12 protein-coding genes and 2 riboswitches are annotated in these 18,732 nt (G+C 62.7%); of the genes, 7 read left to right on the plus strand and 5 right to left on the minus strand.

What is annotated here, in order from left to right; genetic code table 11:
* Positions 1 to 33 precede the first annotated feature (33 nt).
* Entirely contained in the window at positions 34 to 348 is a 315-nt protein-coding gene (locus HNQ95_RS04695) for a co-chaperone GroES (RefSeq protein WP_154384592.1), read from the minus strand.
* A gap of 259 nt (positions 349 to 607) precedes the next feature.
* Between HNQ95_RS04695 and HNQ95_RS04700 the strand changes: the two genes are divergently transcribed.
* Positions 608 to 835: a hypothetical protein gene (locus HNQ95_RS04700; RefSeq protein WP_067954773.1), complete on the plus strand. Its 228-nt coding sequence runs from the start codon at positions 608 to 610 to the stop codon at positions 833 to 835.
* A 406-nt stretch (positions 836 to 1,241) separates the two neighbouring features.
* Here HNQ95_RS04700 and HNQ95_RS04705 read toward each other — a convergent pair whose 3' ends face one another.
* The 4 genes from HNQ95_RS04705 to HNQ95_RS04720 all read right to left on the minus strand — a co-directional run bounded on the left by HNQ95_RS04705 (position 1,242) and on the right by HNQ95_RS04720 (position 6,923).
* Positions 1,242 to 2,084 (minus strand): ChaN family lipoprotein, encoded by an 843-nt coding sequence (locus tag HNQ95_RS04705; RefSeq protein ID WP_154384593.1) that lies wholly within the window; start codon positions 2,082 to 2,084, stop codon positions 1,242 to 1,244.
* Between the two features lie 5 nt (positions 2,085 to 2,089).
* Complete coding sequence (locus HNQ95_RS04710; protein WP_182573574.1) at positions 2,090 to 2,812, minus strand: hypothetical protein; 723 nt, start codon at positions 2,810 to 2,812, stop codon at positions 2,090 to 2,092.
* A gap of 9 nt (positions 2,813 to 2,821) precedes the next feature.
* Positions 2,822 to 4,558 (minus strand): ABC transporter ATP-binding protein/permease, encoded by a 1,737-nt coding sequence (locus tag HNQ95_RS04715; protein WP_154384595.1) that lies wholly within the window; start codon positions 4,556 to 4,558, stop codon positions 2,822 to 2,824.
* Between the two features lie 64 nt (positions 4,559 to 4,622).
* Positions 4,623 to 6,923, minus strand: a complete 2,301-nt coding sequence (locus HNQ95_RS04720; protein WP_154384596.1) for a TonB-dependent hemoglobin/transferrin/lactoferrin family receptor — start codon at positions 6,921 to 6,923, stop codon at positions 4,623 to 4,625.
* Between the two features lie 385 nt (positions 6,924 to 7,308).
* Between HNQ95_RS04720 and HNQ95_RS04725 the strand changes: the two genes are divergently transcribed.
* From HNQ95_RS04725 to metH, 6 genes are all read left to right on the plus strand, one after another.
* Positions 7,309 to 9,042, plus strand: coding sequence for a peptidase domain-containing ABC transporter (locus tag HNQ95_RS04725; protein WP_210289146.1), 1,734 nt, complete (start codon positions 7,309 to 7,311; stop codon positions 9,040 to 9,042).
* Positions 9,043 to 9,117: 75 nt separating this feature from the next.
* Positions 9,118 to 9,329, plus strand: a riboswitch (cobalamin riboswitch).
* A 110-nt stretch (positions 9,330 to 9,439) separates the two neighbouring features.
* Complete coding sequence (locus HNQ95_RS04730; RefSeq protein ID WP_154384726.1) at positions 9,440 to 12,325, plus strand: ribonucleoside-diphosphate reductase subunit alpha; 2,886 nt, start codon at positions 9,440 to 9,442, stop codon at positions 12,323 to 12,325.
* A 27-nt stretch (positions 12,326 to 12,352) separates the two neighbouring features.
* Entirely contained in the window at positions 12,353 to 13,480 is a 1,128-nt protein-coding gene (locus HNQ95_RS04735; RefSeq protein ID WP_154384598.1) for a ribonucleotide-diphosphate reductase subunit beta, read from the plus strand.
* On the plus strand, positions 13,471 to 13,704 hold the full coding sequence (locus HNQ95_RS04740) for a hypothetical protein (RefSeq protein WP_154384599.1): 234 nt from the start codon (positions 13,471 to 13,473) through the stop codon (positions 13,702 to 13,704). The genes HNQ95_RS04735 and HNQ95_RS04740 overlap by 10 nt, the downstream gene beginning before the upstream one ends.
* Positions 13,701 to 14,459: a precorrin-6A synthase (deacetylating) gene (gene cobF / locus HNQ95_RS04745; RefSeq protein ID WP_154384600.1), complete on the plus strand. Its 759-nt coding sequence runs from the start codon at positions 13,701 to 13,703 to the stop codon at positions 14,457 to 14,459. The genes HNQ95_RS04740 and cobF overlap by 4 nt, the downstream gene beginning before the upstream one ends.
* A 186-nt stretch (positions 14,460 to 14,645) precedes the next feature.
* Positions 14,646 to 18,383, plus strand: coding sequence for a methionine synthase (gene metH / locus HNQ95_RS04750; protein WP_195763176.1), 3,738 nt, complete (start codon positions 14,646 to 14,648; stop codon positions 18,381 to 18,383).
* Positions 18,384 to 18,470: 87 nt separating this feature from the next.
* Positions 18,471 to 18,677: riboswitch (cobalamin riboswitch) on the plus strand.
* The last annotated feature ends 55 nt before the right edge of the window (positions 18,678 to 18,732 follow it).

Below are 18,732 nucleotides of genomic sequence, written 5' to 3' on the forward strand. Positions count from 1 at the left end.
CGTCCAGTTCGTTCTTGAGGTCGCAAAGCCGGATCAGGCGGCTTTCTTGGCGGCTTCGCTCGTGTCGACGATGCCCATGATGTCGGCCTCCTTGATGATCAGGAGATCCGCGCCGTCGATCTTGACCTCCGTGCCCGACCATTTGCCGAACAGCACTGTGTCGCCGGCCTTGACGTCGAGCGGGATCAGATTGCCGCTTTCGTCGCGGGTGCCCGGGCCAACGGCAAGGACTTCGCCCTGCTGGGGCTTTTCCTTGGCATTGTCGGGGATGATGATGCCGCCCTTGGATTTGATATCGCCTTCGGCGCGCCGAATGACGACGCGGTCGTGAAGTGGTCGGAATTTCATGAATGTTCTTTCTGCAGCCGGCGCATAGGGGACCGCATGTCCTATATACGCCCTTTGGCACTCGAATGACAGGAGTGCCAGAAATTATTCGCTATGCACGAGAGTATTCAAAAATAACAGGCGCCAGGGGGCGGATTAAAATTATGATTCAGTGCAAATAGGCTGGGAATTTGAATTCCAGGTCGAGAAACCCTATTTAAGGTGCAGTGGAATTTTTATTTTCCGCGCACGAAGAGGATTTCAGATATTGGATGTAGCCATGGAAAATTTTCTGGAAAAAGCGCAGTCCCGTTCGATCGAGGCACAGAAGAAGGCAGCAGAGCGCAACAGCGCCATGGCTGATTATCAGTCAGAAGCAAAGGCTCGGGCCATCAAGACGGCAAAGTTGCGGGAATTGCGCTTGGCCAAGGACGAGGCTGACCGCGCTGCCGAGGCCCTGAAACCCGTAGAAGCCAAGAAGAAGCGCGTGGCGCGCGCCGCAAAGTAGCAAGCGCATCACCTGACTGCCAATCCTGCCTGGAGCGTCAGCCCATGTGTACGCACCTGGGCGTCGTGCTTTCCGAAAAACGACTCCGATTTTCGGGCCGATGCGCGGGGCAGGATGCCAGTCGGTCGATGTACGATCAAGAATGCCGGCCTTGCTGTCAGCTAGCCTATTGTTTTGTAGAACATCCCTCCCCATATGAAGGCTCATCGGCACTCCGCCGGGAGCGAAACGCTCATCGAGATACGATGGTGGGTTTTGCCGCGGAATGCTGCATTTGCCCTGATTGACAGCTGGCCGACCACGAATGTACCGGCGGCATGCAAGTTTCAGGAGCCAGAGGGAAGCGGGCCTATGCCCGCTTTTTTCTTTTCTGGAGAGCTTTTGCCAAAAGCAGCTTCTGCCCGCGTCAGGCGGCTGGCCTGGCGTCGGCTTGAGGCAGCAGCCGGAACAGCGCCCGGGCAATTCCCCCGACCTTCCCCTGGTCGACCTGCGCCGTGTCGTTGGGCAGCAGCGTCGTCACCTTGTCGACGCCGAGATCTTTCAGCTGGAACGGCGTGCCATGGCCAAATTCGAGATGTCCGCGGCCGATGATGCCGATCACCAGCGGCGAGCTGTCGGCCGTCCGCGCTTTGGCGATGTTGCAGGCAAACGCCCGATCCCAGGTCTGCTGCGCCCGGACGAAACGGTCGAACTCCGGCGCCTCGGGCGCTTTCACCTTGCGCGCCGGCGAGCCGCCGCCGGTGGTATCGAACAGATATTGCCGATAGGCCGGCGTCGCGTTTGCCGAGGGCGTGAGACCGTCACGCTCGTCGACAGGAACGGCGTCCCAGCCTTCCTTGCCGACCCGCGTCACCAGTTCGCGGTAGCAATTGAGCGCCAGCATCGGCACGCCAAACTCGCGGCAGAAATGGAAGATCGGAAGGTAGAGCTCGGCCGGGAACCCCCAGACCTTGCCCCATTCGGCAGCCTTCAGAAATTCGTCCCGCTCAAGACTGCCGGCGACCCACTGGTCGAGCACCGGCTGCAACCGGCGCGGAAACATCTCGAAACCGATGACGATGTCATTGCGCAAAGTCCGCATCGCCGTGCAGACATGCAACTGCCAGCGGTGGATGTCGAAGCGGTCATGCGTTTCGCCGAGCAGCAGCACGTCGCTCTGCGCGACCTCGCGCATCAACGCCGTATGATCGAGCAAAGCTCCGCTGTCGGCGTCGAGCCATGTCGCGACAGGGTGGTTCCATTCGGTCATGACGGTCACCCGAAGCTCGTCTGCGCGCCCGAAACGGTGAGCCCGGTCTCGGCGCCTTCGGCGGTCAGCGCGACGAAGCGCGCCTCGCCTGCGTTGTCCTCGCGGCGCCAGCCGCCGACCGATCCGCCCTTGAGATGAAGATGGAAGTCCGGCCGCATGACGTTGACGTAGCCCATGACAGGCTTGACCACCGGCATGTCGCCTTCCCAGGCCTGCCAGAAGGACGGACGGCTGAACTCGATCCTGACGCGGCCGCCGTTGCGCTCGGCCGCGGCGAAGGGTTCGAGCCCGGCATCGTCGGCGTCCAGTTCCTTGCGCTCGTCCAGGCTGCCGGTCCGCTCTTCGGCGGCAAGCTCGGTGCCTTGCGGGAAGGCCGCAAGCACGGCGTCGAACGGTTCGAGGCCCTCGAAGCCGGTGACATTGGCGATGCTCTCACCGTCGGCGCCGCGCAGTTCGATGCGCGGATAGGATTTTTCGCGCATCACCGACGTGCGATCGACGATGATTGTGACGACCGCCGCCAGCTCGATGCGGGAGTTGTGCTCGGCCCCTTCGCAGACCAGCCAGCCATCCTCGATGCGAACTTTCTCGACCGGGCCGATGCGCTCGTGAGTGGCGCCAAGGCGTTCCGAATTGATCATCACCCGGCCGATGGCCGGCAGCCGCGCCAGCAGGGCGGTGGGGGCGACGTCGAGGCGTTCGCGTTTGTGGGGCGTGCGGGCGGTCATGGGCATTTCCTATGCGAATTGCAGTGCTGGATTTTCGTTCGCCGCTTCGGCTTTCGGATCGAGATCGATGACGCGAATGGTCCCCAGCGCCTTCGGGCTGCGGTGCGCGACGATAACGAATGTCGTGGCCGGCAACTCTTTCTTGAGCACGGAAAACAGTTCGGCCTCGGCCGTCTCGTCGAGCGCGCTGGTGGCTTCGTCGAGGAACAGCCAGTCCGGCTTCAGCACAAGCGCGCGAGCCAGCGCCAAGCGCTGCAGTTCGCCACCAGAGAGGCCAGACAACACCAGCGGATGGCCTTCCCAGGCATCTTCGAGCCGCAGCATGTCGCTGTCGCCGAAGCCGACGGCTTCGATAGCCTGTCGCAATTCCTGTCGCGTGAAGGCCTCGGCTGGCGCGGGGTAGGCGACCGCTTCGAAGACGTCGCCTTGCGGGAAATAGGCCTTCTGCGACAGGAACAGCTTGCTGGCCGAGGGCATCTCGATGCGACCGTCGCCATGGTCCCAGCCGCCGGCCATCGCCTTGAGCAGAGTGGTCTTGCCTAGCCCCGACTGCCCGCGCAGCCACACTGCTTCGCCGGCGCCGATATCGAGGCGCGGTAGCGGCAGCAGCTCGCGCCCCTCCGGTGTCCGCAGCGTGAGCTTGTGCACATGCAGTCCGCCGGACGACGCCTCTTGGACGATGCCCGAAGCACGGCCGCGCACCGCCTCGGTCGCGGCGAGGAAGCCATCGAGACGGGAAGACGCGGCGACGAGGTTCGACAGCGGCTTGTAGGAGAAGATGAACCAGGACAGCGTGGTGACGACGTTGGAAAACGCCATGGCGATCTGCATCAGGCCGCCAAGCGCAATGCTGCCGGCGAGAAAGCCGGGCAGGGCAACGAACAGCGGGATGCGCAGCACCGTGTGCGAATAGGGAAAGGTGAAGCAGCCGAGCAGGAATTCGCGGCCCGCCATCTTGCGCCAGTTCTGTGCGATGCCGTCGAAGCGGCGGTCGAGCCCGGTGCGCTCGACGTTCTCGCCACCCATCAACGCGATCTCGTCGGCCGACTGGCGGATGCGCGCCATGGCGAAGCGGAAATCGCCTTCGCGCTTCTGCTGCGTGTAGAACAGCGATTTCAGCGGCCGGCCGAGCAGATGCGTCAGCCCGCTCGACAGTGCGACATAAATGAACGCCGCCCAGACCATGTAACGCGGGATCGAGACGTCGAAACCGAACAGCGAGAAGTTGAGCGCGAAGGTCGACAACCCCCACAGCAGCGCGAGAAAGGAGAAGATACCGACGATCTTGGTGATCAGCTCGATGCCTTCGTCGAGGATACCCTTGACGAACAGGCCGCAATCGTCGGCGATGCGCTGGTCGGGATTGTCGACGTCGCGCGGGCAGTCGCCCTGGGTCAGTCGCCAATAGGCGCGGTCGGCGAACCACGAGCCGAGGGCTGCCTCGGTCAGCGACTTGCGCCACCTGATATGCAACATTTTCTGCAGGTAATCTGCCGTCAGTGAGCGCACCGAATTGGCTGCGACGATGCCGGCAAAGATCCAGATCTGCCAGACCGCCGCCTTGGCGTCGACCTTTTCCAGCGCACCGTAGAATTCCGAGGTCCAGCTCACCAGCCTGATGGTGAAATAGATGCCGGCCAGTTGCAGCGCGATGACCGCGGTGAGGCAGACGAGGCTCGTCTTGCCACCCTTGCCGGCAATGCAGAGCTTGAGCAGGCGAACGAACTGCCTGAGGACGTTGGTCACCGCGATGGCCTTTCATGCAAGACGCAGGGCAACGTGCCCTGCGTCGGATCGCTGTCGATCTGGCTCAGAAGCGCACCGTTGCGCCGAGCTTGAAGGTGCGGCCTGGCGCCACCTGCATTTCCGGATTGTTGGCGTTGGCCACCGGCCCCGAGATCACGTTGGTGACGCCAGTGAGGGTGTTGGGGAAATAGCGGCGGTCAAAGATGTTCTGGATGCCGAAGTCGACATCGACATTTTCGGTCGGCTTCCAGCGGGCATAGGCGTCGAACACCGCATAACCGCCCGGCTTGAAGGCGTTGGGGTCGGCGCGTTCGGTGACGCCATGGGCGAAGGTGGCGACCAACTCCGTTTCGAGGTTCCAGTCGGGGACAAGGTAACGCCCGCCCAGCACCGCGGTGAGCGGTACCGCACCGTCGAAGGCCGTTTCGGCAGCACTTGCCGAAATCCGCTGCGTGCCCTTCTGGTAGGAGATCGAGCCGTTCAGGTAGAGGTTTTCGTAGACCTCGTACTCGCCGCCGAACTCGATGCCCCAGACCTTCACGTCCTCGACATTGTCTGAGGTGTAGTGGTTCGGCCTGCCCGGAACCTCCTGCAGAGAGCGGATGAAATCCTTGTAGTCGGCATAGAAGGCCGTGAGGCTGAAGTAACCCTTGTCGAGCTCGCCACGAATGCCGGCCTCATAGCTGCGCACGGATTCAGGCTTCAGGTTCGGATTGGGAATCAGGACGGATGGCGGAGACGTAAAAAGATTGTCCGACGACACGAACAACTGCTGCGACGTCGGCATCTTGAAGCCTTCGCCATAGCCGGCATAGAGCGTATAGGTGTCGTTCAGCTCATACATCGCGCTGATCCGCTTGATCAGCTTGGTCTCGTCGATCTTCTTGGGCTCGAAGCCGGGCTTCGGCTTGTAGTCGGCGTCGCCGGTGGGATCGATGGAATAGTGCGCCAGGCGCGCGCCTGGGGTGATGGTCAGCCGGTCGTCGAACAGCTTGATCTCATTTTGAAGGTAGATGTCGGCGCGGACGGTGTCGACCTTCGGGAAGTTGAAGCCCTGGTTGTTGGCGGTGGTCGTGGTGCCAGCTGTCAGGTTGTTGGTGATGTTGTAGCCGTCATAGTTGCTCTTGGTCAGATCGCCGTCGAAACCATAGGTCAGCTTGTGCGACAGGCCGCCCAGTTCGAAGGACGAGTTGGCCTGCACGTCGGCCTCGAGGAAATCCTCGCCATAATTGCGGACCTGGATGTTCTGTTGGCGGCGCGTTGGGTAGGTGCGCAGCTGATTGCTGTAGGTGTCGCGCTTCTGCGGCGAATAGGAGATCTGCCACTTGATCTCATCGAGCCACGGCGCGTCGACCTTCCAGTCGTGCGACAGGGCCAGCCTGTAACGCTCCATCTCCAGTTCGCGCTGCCAGCTGGTGTTGACGTACGTCGATCCCGCAGACGAGTCGTACATCTGCTGGATCGTCGTGTTGCGGTTGAACCACTCGCCGGTCAGCTTGACCTCGTGATCCTGGGTCGGGTTCCACTGCAGCTTCATCAGACCGTTGAAGGCGTCGGTGTCGGCGGGAAACGCCTTGTTGCACGGCCAGATCGCCTGGCGTGGACAGCCCCACTGGCCGCCATCGGCGCGGCTGTTGCTGAAATCGCCTTCCGACGCCCCGAGATGACCGAAGCTGCCGAGGAACTTGAAGTCGCCGGATTCAGCGGCCGCACTCACCTGCTTGCGGAACGAATCGTCGTAGCTGTCATAGGCGGTCTTCATCTCGACTGCCCATGGCTTCGAGCCGTTGAGAAGATCGTCGGGGTCGAGCGTGCGGAATGCGACTGCGCCACCCAGCGCATCGGCGCCCTGGAGCACCGAGTTCGGACCGCGTACGATCTCGGCGCTGCGCATGTTGAAGGGGTCGACGAAGTCGCGGCTGCCGTCGATGATCTGCTCCTGGATGCGGCTGCCGTCGACACTCATCTGGACGCGGTTGCCGCCCATGGCGCGGATGTTGAAGCCGGTCAGCTGGCCGAACGGATTGGTAAGCGATGTCGTGCGCGAGACGGTGACGCCCGGCTCGTAGCGAACCATGTCCTGGATGTCGCGGACGACATGGCGCTGCAGCGTCTCGCGGTCGATGACCGACACCGACATCGGAATGTCGAGCACCTTGCCGGTGGTGCGCGCCGATGTGACGACGAGCCTGTCGAGCACGATGCGCTCTTCATTGCTCAGCAGCGGCTTCGTTTCCTCGACCTTCTTGGCCGGTGTCGTTGCCGTCTGGGCACTGGCGATACCGGCCGATTGCAGCAACAGAAGCGAAACGCCGGCCAGAAGCATTTGCGACCGCGAACCGCGGCCGGTGTGAACGTTAGACATGACAGCCCCCTCGAAAAATCTGGAAAAGCTGGCTGTCCGCGAACGAAGGGCTGGCGTAAGTTAATATGAGTCTGTGACTCAAGATTGGTGATGGCTGTATAATGGGTCCTGCGGTGTGTGCAAGCCGGGTGATGCGCGGCGCGACACCTGGCCTCACCTGGAACAGACACATGCCGGCGCCGCCCAGCTACGGCTGGCGAGGATCTGGAAGACTTGTTTTGTGCGTCGTTCCGCGAGGCGGGCGCTTTTCGCCGAAGCGTTTCACAATAATATGACTATCATTGTCATATTATTTGACAGGAAAGCGCGAATGACCTAGCGAACCCGTCCCTGTTGTTCGAGCGGCGTCGGGTAGGCAATGAAATTTCGAGAGAAACTGAACGCCTTGCGCAAGATACCGCTCGGCGATTGGCGGATACTGATGCGGATCATGGGCATCTACCGCCGTGAATTTTTTCTTGCCATTGCACTTTCGCTAGCCGGAATCGTGCTCTCGGTGACGGTTCCGATCCTTTCGCAGAAGATCGTCGACAGCGTCATGGTCGGCAAGGACGGTTGGGCAGCGACCCAGTTCGCCGCCATCGCCATCGTGGCGGCGGTTATCAGGCACATGACCTCACGCTGGCACAACTCGCCGATCAACGACGTGGACGCAAGGTTCACCGCCCGGCTGTCGAGACGCATCTACTTCCGCCTCATGCGCATCCCCTATGAGAGTTCGGCATCCGCAGGCGGAAGCACGATCAACCTCCTCAACGAATCCCAGCGTGTCGCCACCTTCATGCTGAGCGCTGCGCCGAATTTCTTCCTCACCATGTTGGGTGCTGCCGTCTCGTTCGCCGTGGCGCTGTACTACGACTATCTCATCTGCCTGCTGGCCTTTGTCGTTGCCCTGATCTTCGCCGTTTTTGCCCGCAAGACCAATGCCCAGCTGGGCGAGGCGAGCCGCAGCTCGTTCCGCCTCAACGGCGCCCTGCAGGGGGCGACCGCTGAAACGGTAGGCAACATCCGCGGCATCAAGTCGAATGCGGTTGAGCGCTTCTTCATCGGGCGCTGGTCCGCGAAGTCGGCCGAAGCCATCAAGGCGCGCTGGCACATACTCGACCTCTCGCACTCCTATTCGTTCACGCTTGGCCTGCTGAGCGAGATCCTGACGCTGCTCGTCGTCCTCGTCGGCTGCTGGCGCATCCTGCGCGGCGATCTCACGATCGGTGGCCTGCTTGCGCTGCAGCTGCTCGTCACCCGGGCGACCATGCCGATGCTGACCAGTGCCGGCATCCTGATCCAGTTCCATTCGGTGAGCGCCACCGTCTCGGCCCTCGCGGCTTTCCTCAAGCGCCAGCCGGAGCGCGCCATCGTTGCCCCGGCGCTGCGTGCTGCTGATTTCGGCCCGATCACGGTCGAGGATCTGACCTTCCGCTATCCCGAGGCGACGGCTGCGGCACTCAACGGTGTCAGCCTGGTGCTGCCGGCGACGGGCGTCGTGGCGATCGTCGGCCGCAATGGCTCCGGCAAGTCCAGCCTGCTGCGCGTGCTTTTGGGACTGGAGCGCGATCATGCCGGCAAGGTGGCAATCGGCGGCATCGACGTCCGCGCCTACAATCCGCGCTGGCTGCGCGGCCGCATAGGTGTTGTCGACCAGGAGACGTCGCTGTTTTCGGGTACCATCCGCGAGAACCTTCAGGCGTCGCTGCCGCGCCCGCTTCGCGACGACGAGATCGACAAGGCGCTGGCGTTTTCCTCCGCCGACAAGTTCACCGCCGGCCTGCCCAAAGGCATCGACACCGAACTGGTCCAGGCAGGGCAGAACCTCTCCGGCGGCCAGCGCCAGCGCCTGGCGATTTCGCGCGCCGTGCTGCGCGATCCGCACATCGCCGTTTTCGACGAACCGACCTCGGCGCTCGACGCCGAATCGGCGATGGCGCTCGAACGTGAACTGCTGGCCTTCGGCCGCGACCGCCTCGTCATCATCGTCACGCATCATCTCTTTTCGGCGCGTTCGGCCGACATGATCGTCGTGCTCGACGATAGCAGGATCGTCGGCACGGGCAGCCATGAGGCTCTGACTGCCGAATGCCCGGTCTATCAGGCGCTGTGGCGCGACTACGTCAGGGATTGATCGGCCGCCGGCGTTGATCGGTCGATGAGGGTGGAAATGATTCTTCCACCTGTTGACACGACGCCGGGCAGTCATACTATATGTAGACATCGTGGTCTTCCGAGTTGATTCCAGCTCGGGAGCTAAGAGGGAAGCCGGTGCGCGATTTCGCAATGCCGGCGCTGCCCCCGCAACTGTAAGCAGTGAGTTGCTGTCGCGTAGTGCCACTGGCGCCAATGGGCGCTGGGAAGGCCAGACAGCAGCAATGACCTGCGAGCCAGGAGACCTGCCGCGATCGAGTCTGAACGTCCACGGGCGGGGTGTCCGGTGGTGCGCTTGCGTTCTGCTGGCTTGCGCCGGCCGAAATCCGGCATGCGTCCGCCCAAGGCCCTTCGCCCCCAAACCATCGGGGAAGATGATGCCGGCGACCTCTACACTTCAATCCAGCGGAACCGACAGCGTTCCGTCCGCTCTCAGCCAGGGTTCCGAGACCGCGTCCGAACCTGGCTACCGTGTCATCCGGCGCAACGGCGCGGTGACGCCGTTCGATGCGATCAAGATCACTGTGGCGCTGACCAAGGCATTTCTCGCCACCGAGGGTTCGGTGGCCGCCGGTTCGCGCCGCGTCCACGACGTCGTCGAGGAACTGGCCGGCCAGGTGTTCGCCGCGCTGACCAGGCGGGCAGATAGCGGCCGCACCTTCCACATCGAGGAAATCCAGGACCAGGTCGAACTGGCGCTGATGCGCTCCGAGCATCACAAGGTCGCCCGCGCCTATGTGCTCTACCGCGAGGAACGTGCCCGCGAACGCGCTGCCGCCAAGGTCACGTCGGTCGAGGTCGCCGCACCGCCGCTCCAGGTCAAGGCCGATGACGGCGGCCTGGCACCGCTGAACGAGACGCGACTGGCCCGCATTGTCGACGAGGCCTGCAGCGGGCTCGAGGCCGTCTCAGCGGATGCGATCCTGGCCGAGACAAGGCGCAATCTCTATGACGGCATCACCGCCGACGAGCTTTCGCTGGCGCCGATCCTGGCCGCCCGTACGCTTGTCGAAACTGAACCGAACTACGCCTTCGTCAGCGCCCGGTTGTTGCTGGACCGGTTGCGGCGCGAGGCACTGAGCTTCGTCTCGGCCAGGTCTGAGCAGGCCACCCAGGCCGAAATGACCCAGCGCTATGCCACCTATTTCCCCGCCTTCATCGCCACCGGCATCAAGGCCGAATTGATCGACCCCGAACTTGGCCGTTTCGACCTTGCCAGGCTCAGTGCCGCGCTAAAGCCCGAGCGCGACCTGCAGTTCCAGTATCTGGGTCTGCAGACGCTCTATGACCGCTATTTCCTGCACAGCAAAGGCAAGCGTTTCGAACTGCCGCAGGCCTTTTTCATGCGCGTGGCTATGGGCCTGGCAGGCCGCGAGATCGACCGCGAGAGCCGCGCCATCGAGTTCTATGATCTTTTGTCGTCCTTCGATTTCATGGCCTCGACGCCAACGCTGTTCAACTCCGGCACGCTGCGCCCGCAATTGTCGTCCTGTTTCCTCACCACCGTCGCCGACGATCTCGACGGCATCTTCAAGGCGGTGAAGGACAATGCGCTGTTGGCCAAATATTCCGGCGGGCTAGGCAATGACTGGACCCCGGTGCGCGGCCTCGGCGCCCACATCAAGGGTACCAATGGCGAGAGCCAGGGTGTGGTGCCGTTCCTCAAGGTTGCCAACGACACGGCTATCGCCGTCAATCAGGGCGGCAAGCGCAAGGGTGCTGTCTGCGCCTATCTCGAGACCTGGCACGTCGATATCGAGGAGTTCCTCGACCTCAGGAAGAACACCGGCGACGACCGCCGCCGCACCCACGACATGAACACCGCCAACTGGGTGCCGGACCTGTTCATGGAGCGCGTCGAGGCCGATGGCGTGTGGACGCTGTTTTCGCCCGACGAGGCGTCCGACCTGCACGATCTCTATGGCACGGCGTTCAAGGCGGCCTACGAAAGCTACGAGGCCAAGGCTCTGGCTGGTGGCATCAAGGTGTTCCGCACGGTCAGGGCGCTCGACCTGTGGCGCAAGATGCTGACCATGCTGTTCGAAACCGGGCATCCGTGGATCACCTTCAAGGACCCGTGCAACATCCGCTCGCCGCAGGGCCACATCGGCGTCGTGCATTCGTCGAACCTCTGCACCGAGATCACCCTCAACACTTCGAAGGACGAGGTCGCCGTCTGCAATCTCGGTTCGGTCAATCTTGCCAATCATATCGCAGCCGAGGGGCTCGACATCGACCGTCTGGCGCGCACCGTGAAGACGGCGATGCGCATGCTCGACAATGTCATCGACATCAATTTCTACACCATCCCCGAAGCCAGGCGCTCCAACCTGCAGCATCGTCCTGTCGGCCTCGGCCTGATGGGATTCCAGGATGCACTTCAGGCGCTGAAGATCCCCTATGCGTCAGACGCTGCCGTGGCCTTCGCCGACGCCAGCATGGAGGCGATCTCCTACAACGCGATTTCGGCGTCCTGCGACCTTGCCGCCGAACGCGGGCGTTATCCGAGCTTTGACGGTTCGCTGTGGTCGAAGGGCATCCTGCCGATCGATTCCATCGACCTCTTGGCCAAGGCGCGCCCCGGTGTCGACATGGACGGCGCCTCGACGCTCGACTGGGATGCCTTGCGCAAGCGCGTCAGGAAGACAGGTATGCGCAACTCCAACACCATGGCGATCGCGCCGACTGCGACCATCTCCAACATTTGCGGTGTCGCGCAGTCGATCGAGCCGGCCTACCAGAACCTGTTCGTCAAATCGAACATGTCCGGCGACTTCACCGTGGTCAACGCAGCACTGGTGCATGAGCTGAAGGCGCGCGGCCTGTGGGACGAGGTCATGGTCTCCGACCTCAAATATTTCGACGGCTCGATCGGCCGGATCGACCGCATCCCCGACGACCTCAAGGCGCTCTTCGCTACCGCCTTCGAGATCGACAGTGCCTGGCTGATCGAGGCAGCGTCGCGTCGGCAGAAATGGATCGACCAGGCCCAGTCGCTCAACCTCTACATCGCCGATCCAAGCGGCAAGAAGCTCGACGCGCTCTACCGCCTGGCATGGAACAAGGGCCTGAAGACGACCTACTATTTGCGCTCGCGCTCGGCCTCGCATGTCGAGAAGTCGACGCTGAAGGGCACCGACGGCAAGCTCAATTCCGTCTCCGCTGTCGCTGTTGCAGCGTCAGCCCCAATCATCGTCAACGCCGATGTCGCATGGGGCAAGGCCTGCGCCATCGACGATCCCGAATGTGAAGCCTGCCAGTAAGCGGCGATCAGGAAAAGGAACAACAAGATGCTCGACTGGTCCGAACCAAAGGCTGCCGCTGCAACCATCCACCCCGCCTTCACAGGCGACGTCCCGCTTGCCGATGCCACGGGGCTGGGTGTGATCGAACGCGGCGGTGGCCGCGTCCGCGTCGACGACAAGCGCATGATCAACGCCCGTGCCGACGTGAACCAGCTTCTGCCGCTCAAATACCGCTGGGCCTGGGAGAAATATCTCGCCGGCTGCAACAATCACTGGATGCCGACCGAAGTGTCGATGCAGGCCGACATCGGCCTGTGGAAGTCGAAGGATGGGCTGACCGACGACGAACGGCGCATGATCAAGCGCAATCTCGGCTTCTTCGCCGCGTCGGAGAGCCTGGTTGCCAACAACATCGTGCTGGCCATCTACCGCCATCTGACCAATCCGGAATGCCGGCAATATCTGCTGCGCCAGGCATTCGAGGAGGCGGTGCACACCCACACCTTCCAGTACATCGTGGAGAGCCTCAGCCTGGACGAAGGCGAGCTGTTCAACATGTACCGCGAGGTGCCCTCGATCACCGACAAGGCGGCATGGGCGCTGAAGCACACACAGCATCTCGACGATCCGGATTTCAGGACCGGCACGCCTGAAGCGGACCAGGCCTTCCTGCGCGACCTCGTCGCTTTCTACGTCATCTTCGAGGGCATGTGGTTCTACACCGGTTTCGCCCAGATATTGTCCTTGGGCCGGCGCAACAAGATGGTCGGCATTGCCGAGCAGTACCAGTACATCCTGCGGGACGAGTCGATCCATCTGAACTTCGGCATCGACGTCATCAACCAGATCAAGCACGAGAACCCGCATCTGTGGACGCCGGCGTTCCAGGATGAGATCCGTGGCATGATCCGCACGGCTGCTGAGCTCGAGGCCTCCTATGGCCGCGATACGATGCCGCGCGGTTTCCTTGGCCTCAATGCAGCGCTTTGCGAAACCTATATGCACTTCATCGCCAACCGGCGCTGCGCCCAGCTCGGCCTGCAGCCGGTCTTCGCCGAAGTCGAGAACCCATTCCCGTGGATGTCCGAGGCGATGGATTTGAAGAAGGAGAAGAACTTCTTCGAGACCCGTGTCATCGAATACCAGAATGGTGGAGCACTGGCATGGGACTGACCTGGAACCGTCCCACCATTGCATCGGTCATGCCCGAACCCGAACAGGTGTTCCTGGCTTGGCTGGTCGCGCAGCCTGAAGGCGGCAACCTCCACGAGGCCGCCTCGCGGCAGGCCACTCGGCTCGCCGAATATGGTGGCAGGCATCCGGGGCCGCGCCGGCTCAGGCAATTGTTTCTGGACCTTGCCGCCGAACTCGGCGGCGGCACGGCCATGCCGTCATGAAGCGAAGGATTCTTGTCATCGGCATCGGTGCGGGCAATCCCGACTATGTCACGATCCAGGCTGTCGATGCGCTCAACCGGGTCAACGTCTTCTTCATCCCCGACAAGGGTATCGAGAAGGACGGGCTGGCGCGGGTCAGGCGCGAGATCTGCGAACGCTTCATCCGCGACCAGAGCTATCGCACCGTCGCGTTCGAGGTGCCTCGCCGCAGGCCGGCGGCGGAGGACTACGGCACCGCCGTCGCAGATTGGCATGACGCTGTCGAAGGCGTCTACCAACAGCTGCTCATGGAGGAACTCGAGGAAGACGAGTGCGGCGCGTTCCTCGTCTGGGGCGATCCGACGCTTTACGACAGCACCCTGCGCATCCTCGACAGGCTGCAGGCCAAGGGCGGCTTCGAACTCGAATATGATGTCATTCCGGGTATCACCAGCATTCAGGCGCTTGCCGCCCGGCACAAGGTCACGCTGAACAGGATCGGCCAGTCGATCGCCATCACCACCGGTCGCAAGCTTGCGGAGGGTTTTCCCAACAATGCCGACAGCGTCGTCGTCATGCTCGACGGCGAAGGTGCCTTCGCCGGTCTCGATGGTGATCTCGACATCTGGTGGGGCGCCTATGTCGGCACGCCGGATGAAATCCTGGTGTCGGGTAAGTTGCGCGAGGTCGTCGGCGACATCGAGCGCATCCGCAAACAGGCGCGCGAGCAAAATGGCTGGATCATGGACACCTATCTGCTGAAGCAGCCGGACTAGCCGGCAGGCTGGTCGTGTTGCGCGTGGTCGCAAATGCGATAACGACACACTCGACATATTGACATAAAGATGTCTTTATGTGACCTGACGGCTTTGTCGCCGAAAGGATGAAAAGTGTCGCAAAACGCCACCTCGCTCGACGCCCTGTTTGGGTCGGTTGCCGCCAAGCCAGACGGTTCGGAGGTGATGGCAGCGCTGAAAGCGGCGGCGCGCGAGCGCATCCTGATCCTGGATGGCGCGATGGGTACCCAGATCCAGGGGCTCGGCTTCGACGAGGACCATTTCCGCGGCGACAAATTCACCGGTTGCGCCTGCCATCAGCAGGGCAACAACGACCTCTTGATCCTGTCGCAGCCCAAGGCGATCGAGGAGATTCACTACAAATACGCCATCGCCGGCGCCGACATCATCGAGACCAACACCTTTTCGTCGACCTCCATCGCCCAGGCCGACTACGGCATGGAGGACATGGTCTATGAGCTCAATCGCGACGGCGCGCGGCTGGTCCGCCGCGCCGTCGTCCGGGCGCAGCAGGAAGACGGCAAGCGCCGCTTTGTCGCCGGCGCGCTCGGGCCGACCAACCGCACCGCCTCGATCTCGCCTGACGTCAACAATCCCGGCTACCGCGCCGTCACCTTCGACGATTTGCGCATCGCTTACGGCGAACAGCTGCGTGGCCTGATCGACGGCGGCGCCGACATCATCCTGATCGAGACCATCTTCGACACGCTCAACGCCAAGGCGGCGATCTTTGCCTGCGACGAGATCTTCATCGAAAAGGGCGTGCGCCTGCCGGTGATGATTTCGGGCACCATCACCGACCTGTCCGGCCGCACATTGTCCGGCCAGACGCCGTCGGCCTTCTGGAATTCGGTCCGTCATGCCGAACCGTTCACGGTCGGCCTCAACTGCGCGCTTGGTGCGGCCGCCATGCGCCCGCATCTGGCCGAACTGTCCGATGTCGCCGAGACCTTCATCTGCGCCTATCCCAATGCCGGCCTGCCCAACGCCTTCGGCCAGTATGACGAGAGCCCCGAATTCATGGCCTCCCAGGTCGAGGAATTCGCGCGCGAGGGTTTCATCAACATTGTCGGCGGCTGCTGCGGCTCGACGCCTGAGCACATCCGCGCCATCGCGCAGGCTGTCGCCAAATATCCACCGCGCCAGGTGCCGGAGCTCAAGCCGCAGATGCGCCTGTCGGGCCTCGAGCCGTTCACGCTCACCGACGAGATCCCCTTCGTCAATGTCGGCGAGCGCACCAACGTCACCGGCTCGGCCAAGTTCCGCAAGCTGATCACATCAGGCGACTATGCCGCCGCCCTCGACGTCGCCCGCGACCAGGTCGTCAATGGCGCGCAGATCATCGACATCAACATGGACGAGGGCCTGATCGACTCGAAGAAGGCGATGGTCGAGTACCTCAATCTGATCGCCGCCGAACCCGACATCGCGCGCGTGCCCGTCATGATCGACAGCTCCAAATGGGAGGTGATCGAGGCCGGGCTGAAATGCGTCCAGGGCAAGCCGATCGTCAATTCGATCTCAATGAAGGAAGGCGAGGAAGCCTTCCTGCATCATGCCCGGCTGTGCCGGGCCTATGGCGCTGCCGTCGTCGTCATGGCATTCGACGAGCAGGGTCAGGCCGACACCAAGGCGCGCAAGGTCGAGATCTGCACCCGCGCCTACAAGCTCTTGACCGAGCAAGCCGGCTTCGCGCCCGAGGACATCATCTTCGATCCCAACATCTTCGCTGTCGCCACCGGCATCGAGGAGCACGACAATTACGGTGTCGACTTCATCGAGGCGACGCGGGAAATCACCCAGACCCTGCCGCATGTCCATGTCTCGGGCGGCGTGTCGAACCTGTCGTTCTCGTTCCGCGGCAACGAGCCGGTGCGAGAGGCGATGCACGCCGTGTTCCTGTATCACTGCATCCAGGCCGGCATGGACATGGGCATCGTCAATGCCGGCCAGCTCGCCGTCTATGAATCGATCGACCCGGAGCTGCGCGAGGCCTGTGAGGACGTCGTGCTCAACCGCCTGCCCAAGGCCGGCGGCACCGCCACCGAAAGGCTGCTGGACATTGCCGAGCGCTTCAAGGGCGCGGCCGGCAAGGAAGCCAAGGAGCGCGATCTCGCCTGGCGCGACTGGCCGGTCGAGAGCCGTATCAGCCACGCGCTGGTCAATGGCATCACCGAATTCATCGACGCCGACACCGACGAGGCGCGGCTGCAGGCAGAGCGTCCGTTGCATGTCATCGAAGGCCCGCTGATGGCCGGCATGAATGTCGTCGGCGATCTGTTCGGTGCCGGCAAGATGTTCCTGCCGCAGGTTGTCAAGTCGGCCCGTGTCATGAAGCAGGCGGTGGCCGGCTTGCTGCCACATATGGAGGCGGAGAAGGCGGCCAACGCCGCCAATGGGATCGACAATGGCGAACGCCAGACTGCCGGCAAGATTCTGATGGCGACCGTCAAGGGCGACGTGCACGACATCGGCAAGAACATCGTCGGCGTCGTGCTCGCCTGCAACAACTACGAGATCATCGACCTCGGCGTCATGGTTCCGGCAACCAAGATCCTCCAGGTTGCCAAGGACGAGAAGGTCGACATCATTGGCCTGTCCGGCCTGATCACGCCCTCGCTCGACGAAATGGCGCATGTCGCCGCCGAAATGGAGCGCGAGGGGTTCGACATTCCGCTGCTGATCGGCGGCGCCACCACGAGTCGTGTCCACACCGCGGTGAAGATCCATCCGCGCTACAGCGCCGGCCAGACAGTCTACGTCACCGATGCCAGCCGCGCTGTTGGCGTGGTGTCCAACCTGCTGTCCCCTGAGGCCAAGGGCGGCTACGTTGAACAGGTGCAAGCCGAATATCAGAAGGTCGCCGACGCCCATCACCGCGCCGAAGCTGACAAGCAGCGATTGCCGTTGGCCAAGGCGCGTGCCAATGCGCACAAGGTCGACTGGTCATCTTATGCGCCGCCGAAGCCAACCTTCCTCGGCACCAGGGTGTTCGAAGCCTGGGACCTGGCCGAACTGGCCCGCTACATCGACTGGACGCCGTTCTTCCAGACCTGGGAACTCAAGGGCCGTTACCCCAAGATCCTCGAGGACGAGAAGCAGGGCGCCGCGGCGCGCCAGCTGTTCGACGACGCGCAGGCGATGCTCCGCAAGATCATCGACGAGAAGTGGTTCGCGCCCAAGGCCGTCATCGGCTTCTGGCCGGCCAATTCGGTCGGCGACGACGTCAGGCTGTTCACCGACGAGGCACGCAGCGAGGAGCTTGCCACCTTCTTCACCCTGCGCCAGCAGCTGACCAAGCGCGACGGCAAGGCCAATGTCGCACTGGCCGACTTCATCGCTCCCGCCGACGGCGGCAAGCCGGATTATCTCGGCGGCTTCGTGGTCACTGCAGGCATCGAGGAAGTGGCGATCGCCGAGCGCTTCGAACGCGCCAATGACGACTACTCCTCGATCATGGTCAAGGCGCTGGCCGACCGTTTCGCAGAGGCCTTCGCTGAACGCATGCACGAGAAGGTGCGCAAGGAGTTCTGGGGCTACGCACCTGATGAAAACCTCGCGCCCGACGACCTGATCGGCGAGCCCTATCGCGGCATCCGTCCGGCGCCGGGCTATCCTGCCCAGCCCGACCACACCGAAAAGGTGACCTTGTTCCGCCTGCTCGATGCCGAGAAAACCGCCGGCGTCAGCCTCACCGAAAGCATGGCGATGTGGCCGGGCTCGTCGGTCTCCGGCATCTATCTCGCCCACCCCGAGAGTTATTATTTCGGCGTCGCCAAGGTCGAGCGCGACCAGGTCGAGGATTATGCGCGGCGCAAGGGCATGACCATCGCCGAGGTCGAGCGCTGGCTCGGGCCGATCCTCAACTATGTGCCGGCATCGTTCGCCGAAGCGGCCGAATAGCAACACGATGACATCACATGGGCTCTGTCGCCTTTGCGCTGAGCCCGTGTCGTTTTCATGCTCGTGCCCGGCCACCAATCCGTGGTCTGATCCGGTCATGTTCAAGGTGCTGCTTCGAGTGTGAGACGAAGCGGAGAATTGGGAAGCCGGTGAGAAGCCGGCGCTGCCCCCGCAACGGTGGCGGAGTTATTGTTTCGACGCGAGACCACTGGGCCAGCCGGCCTGGGAAGGTGTCGAGACAGTCCGAAAGGACAGCTCCGAAGCCCGGAAACCAGCCTTGAACCTGACAGAACTCGACTGATCGCGGTGGGCGGTCAAGAGGCGGATCGTTGCTGCACGGACCTCTGCG

The sequence above is a fragment of the Aminobacter ciceronei genome (assembly GCF_014138625.1).
Taxonomy (GTDB): Bacteria; Pseudomonadota; Alphaproteobacteria; order Rhizobiales; family Rhizobiaceae; genus Aminobacter; species Aminobacter ciceronei.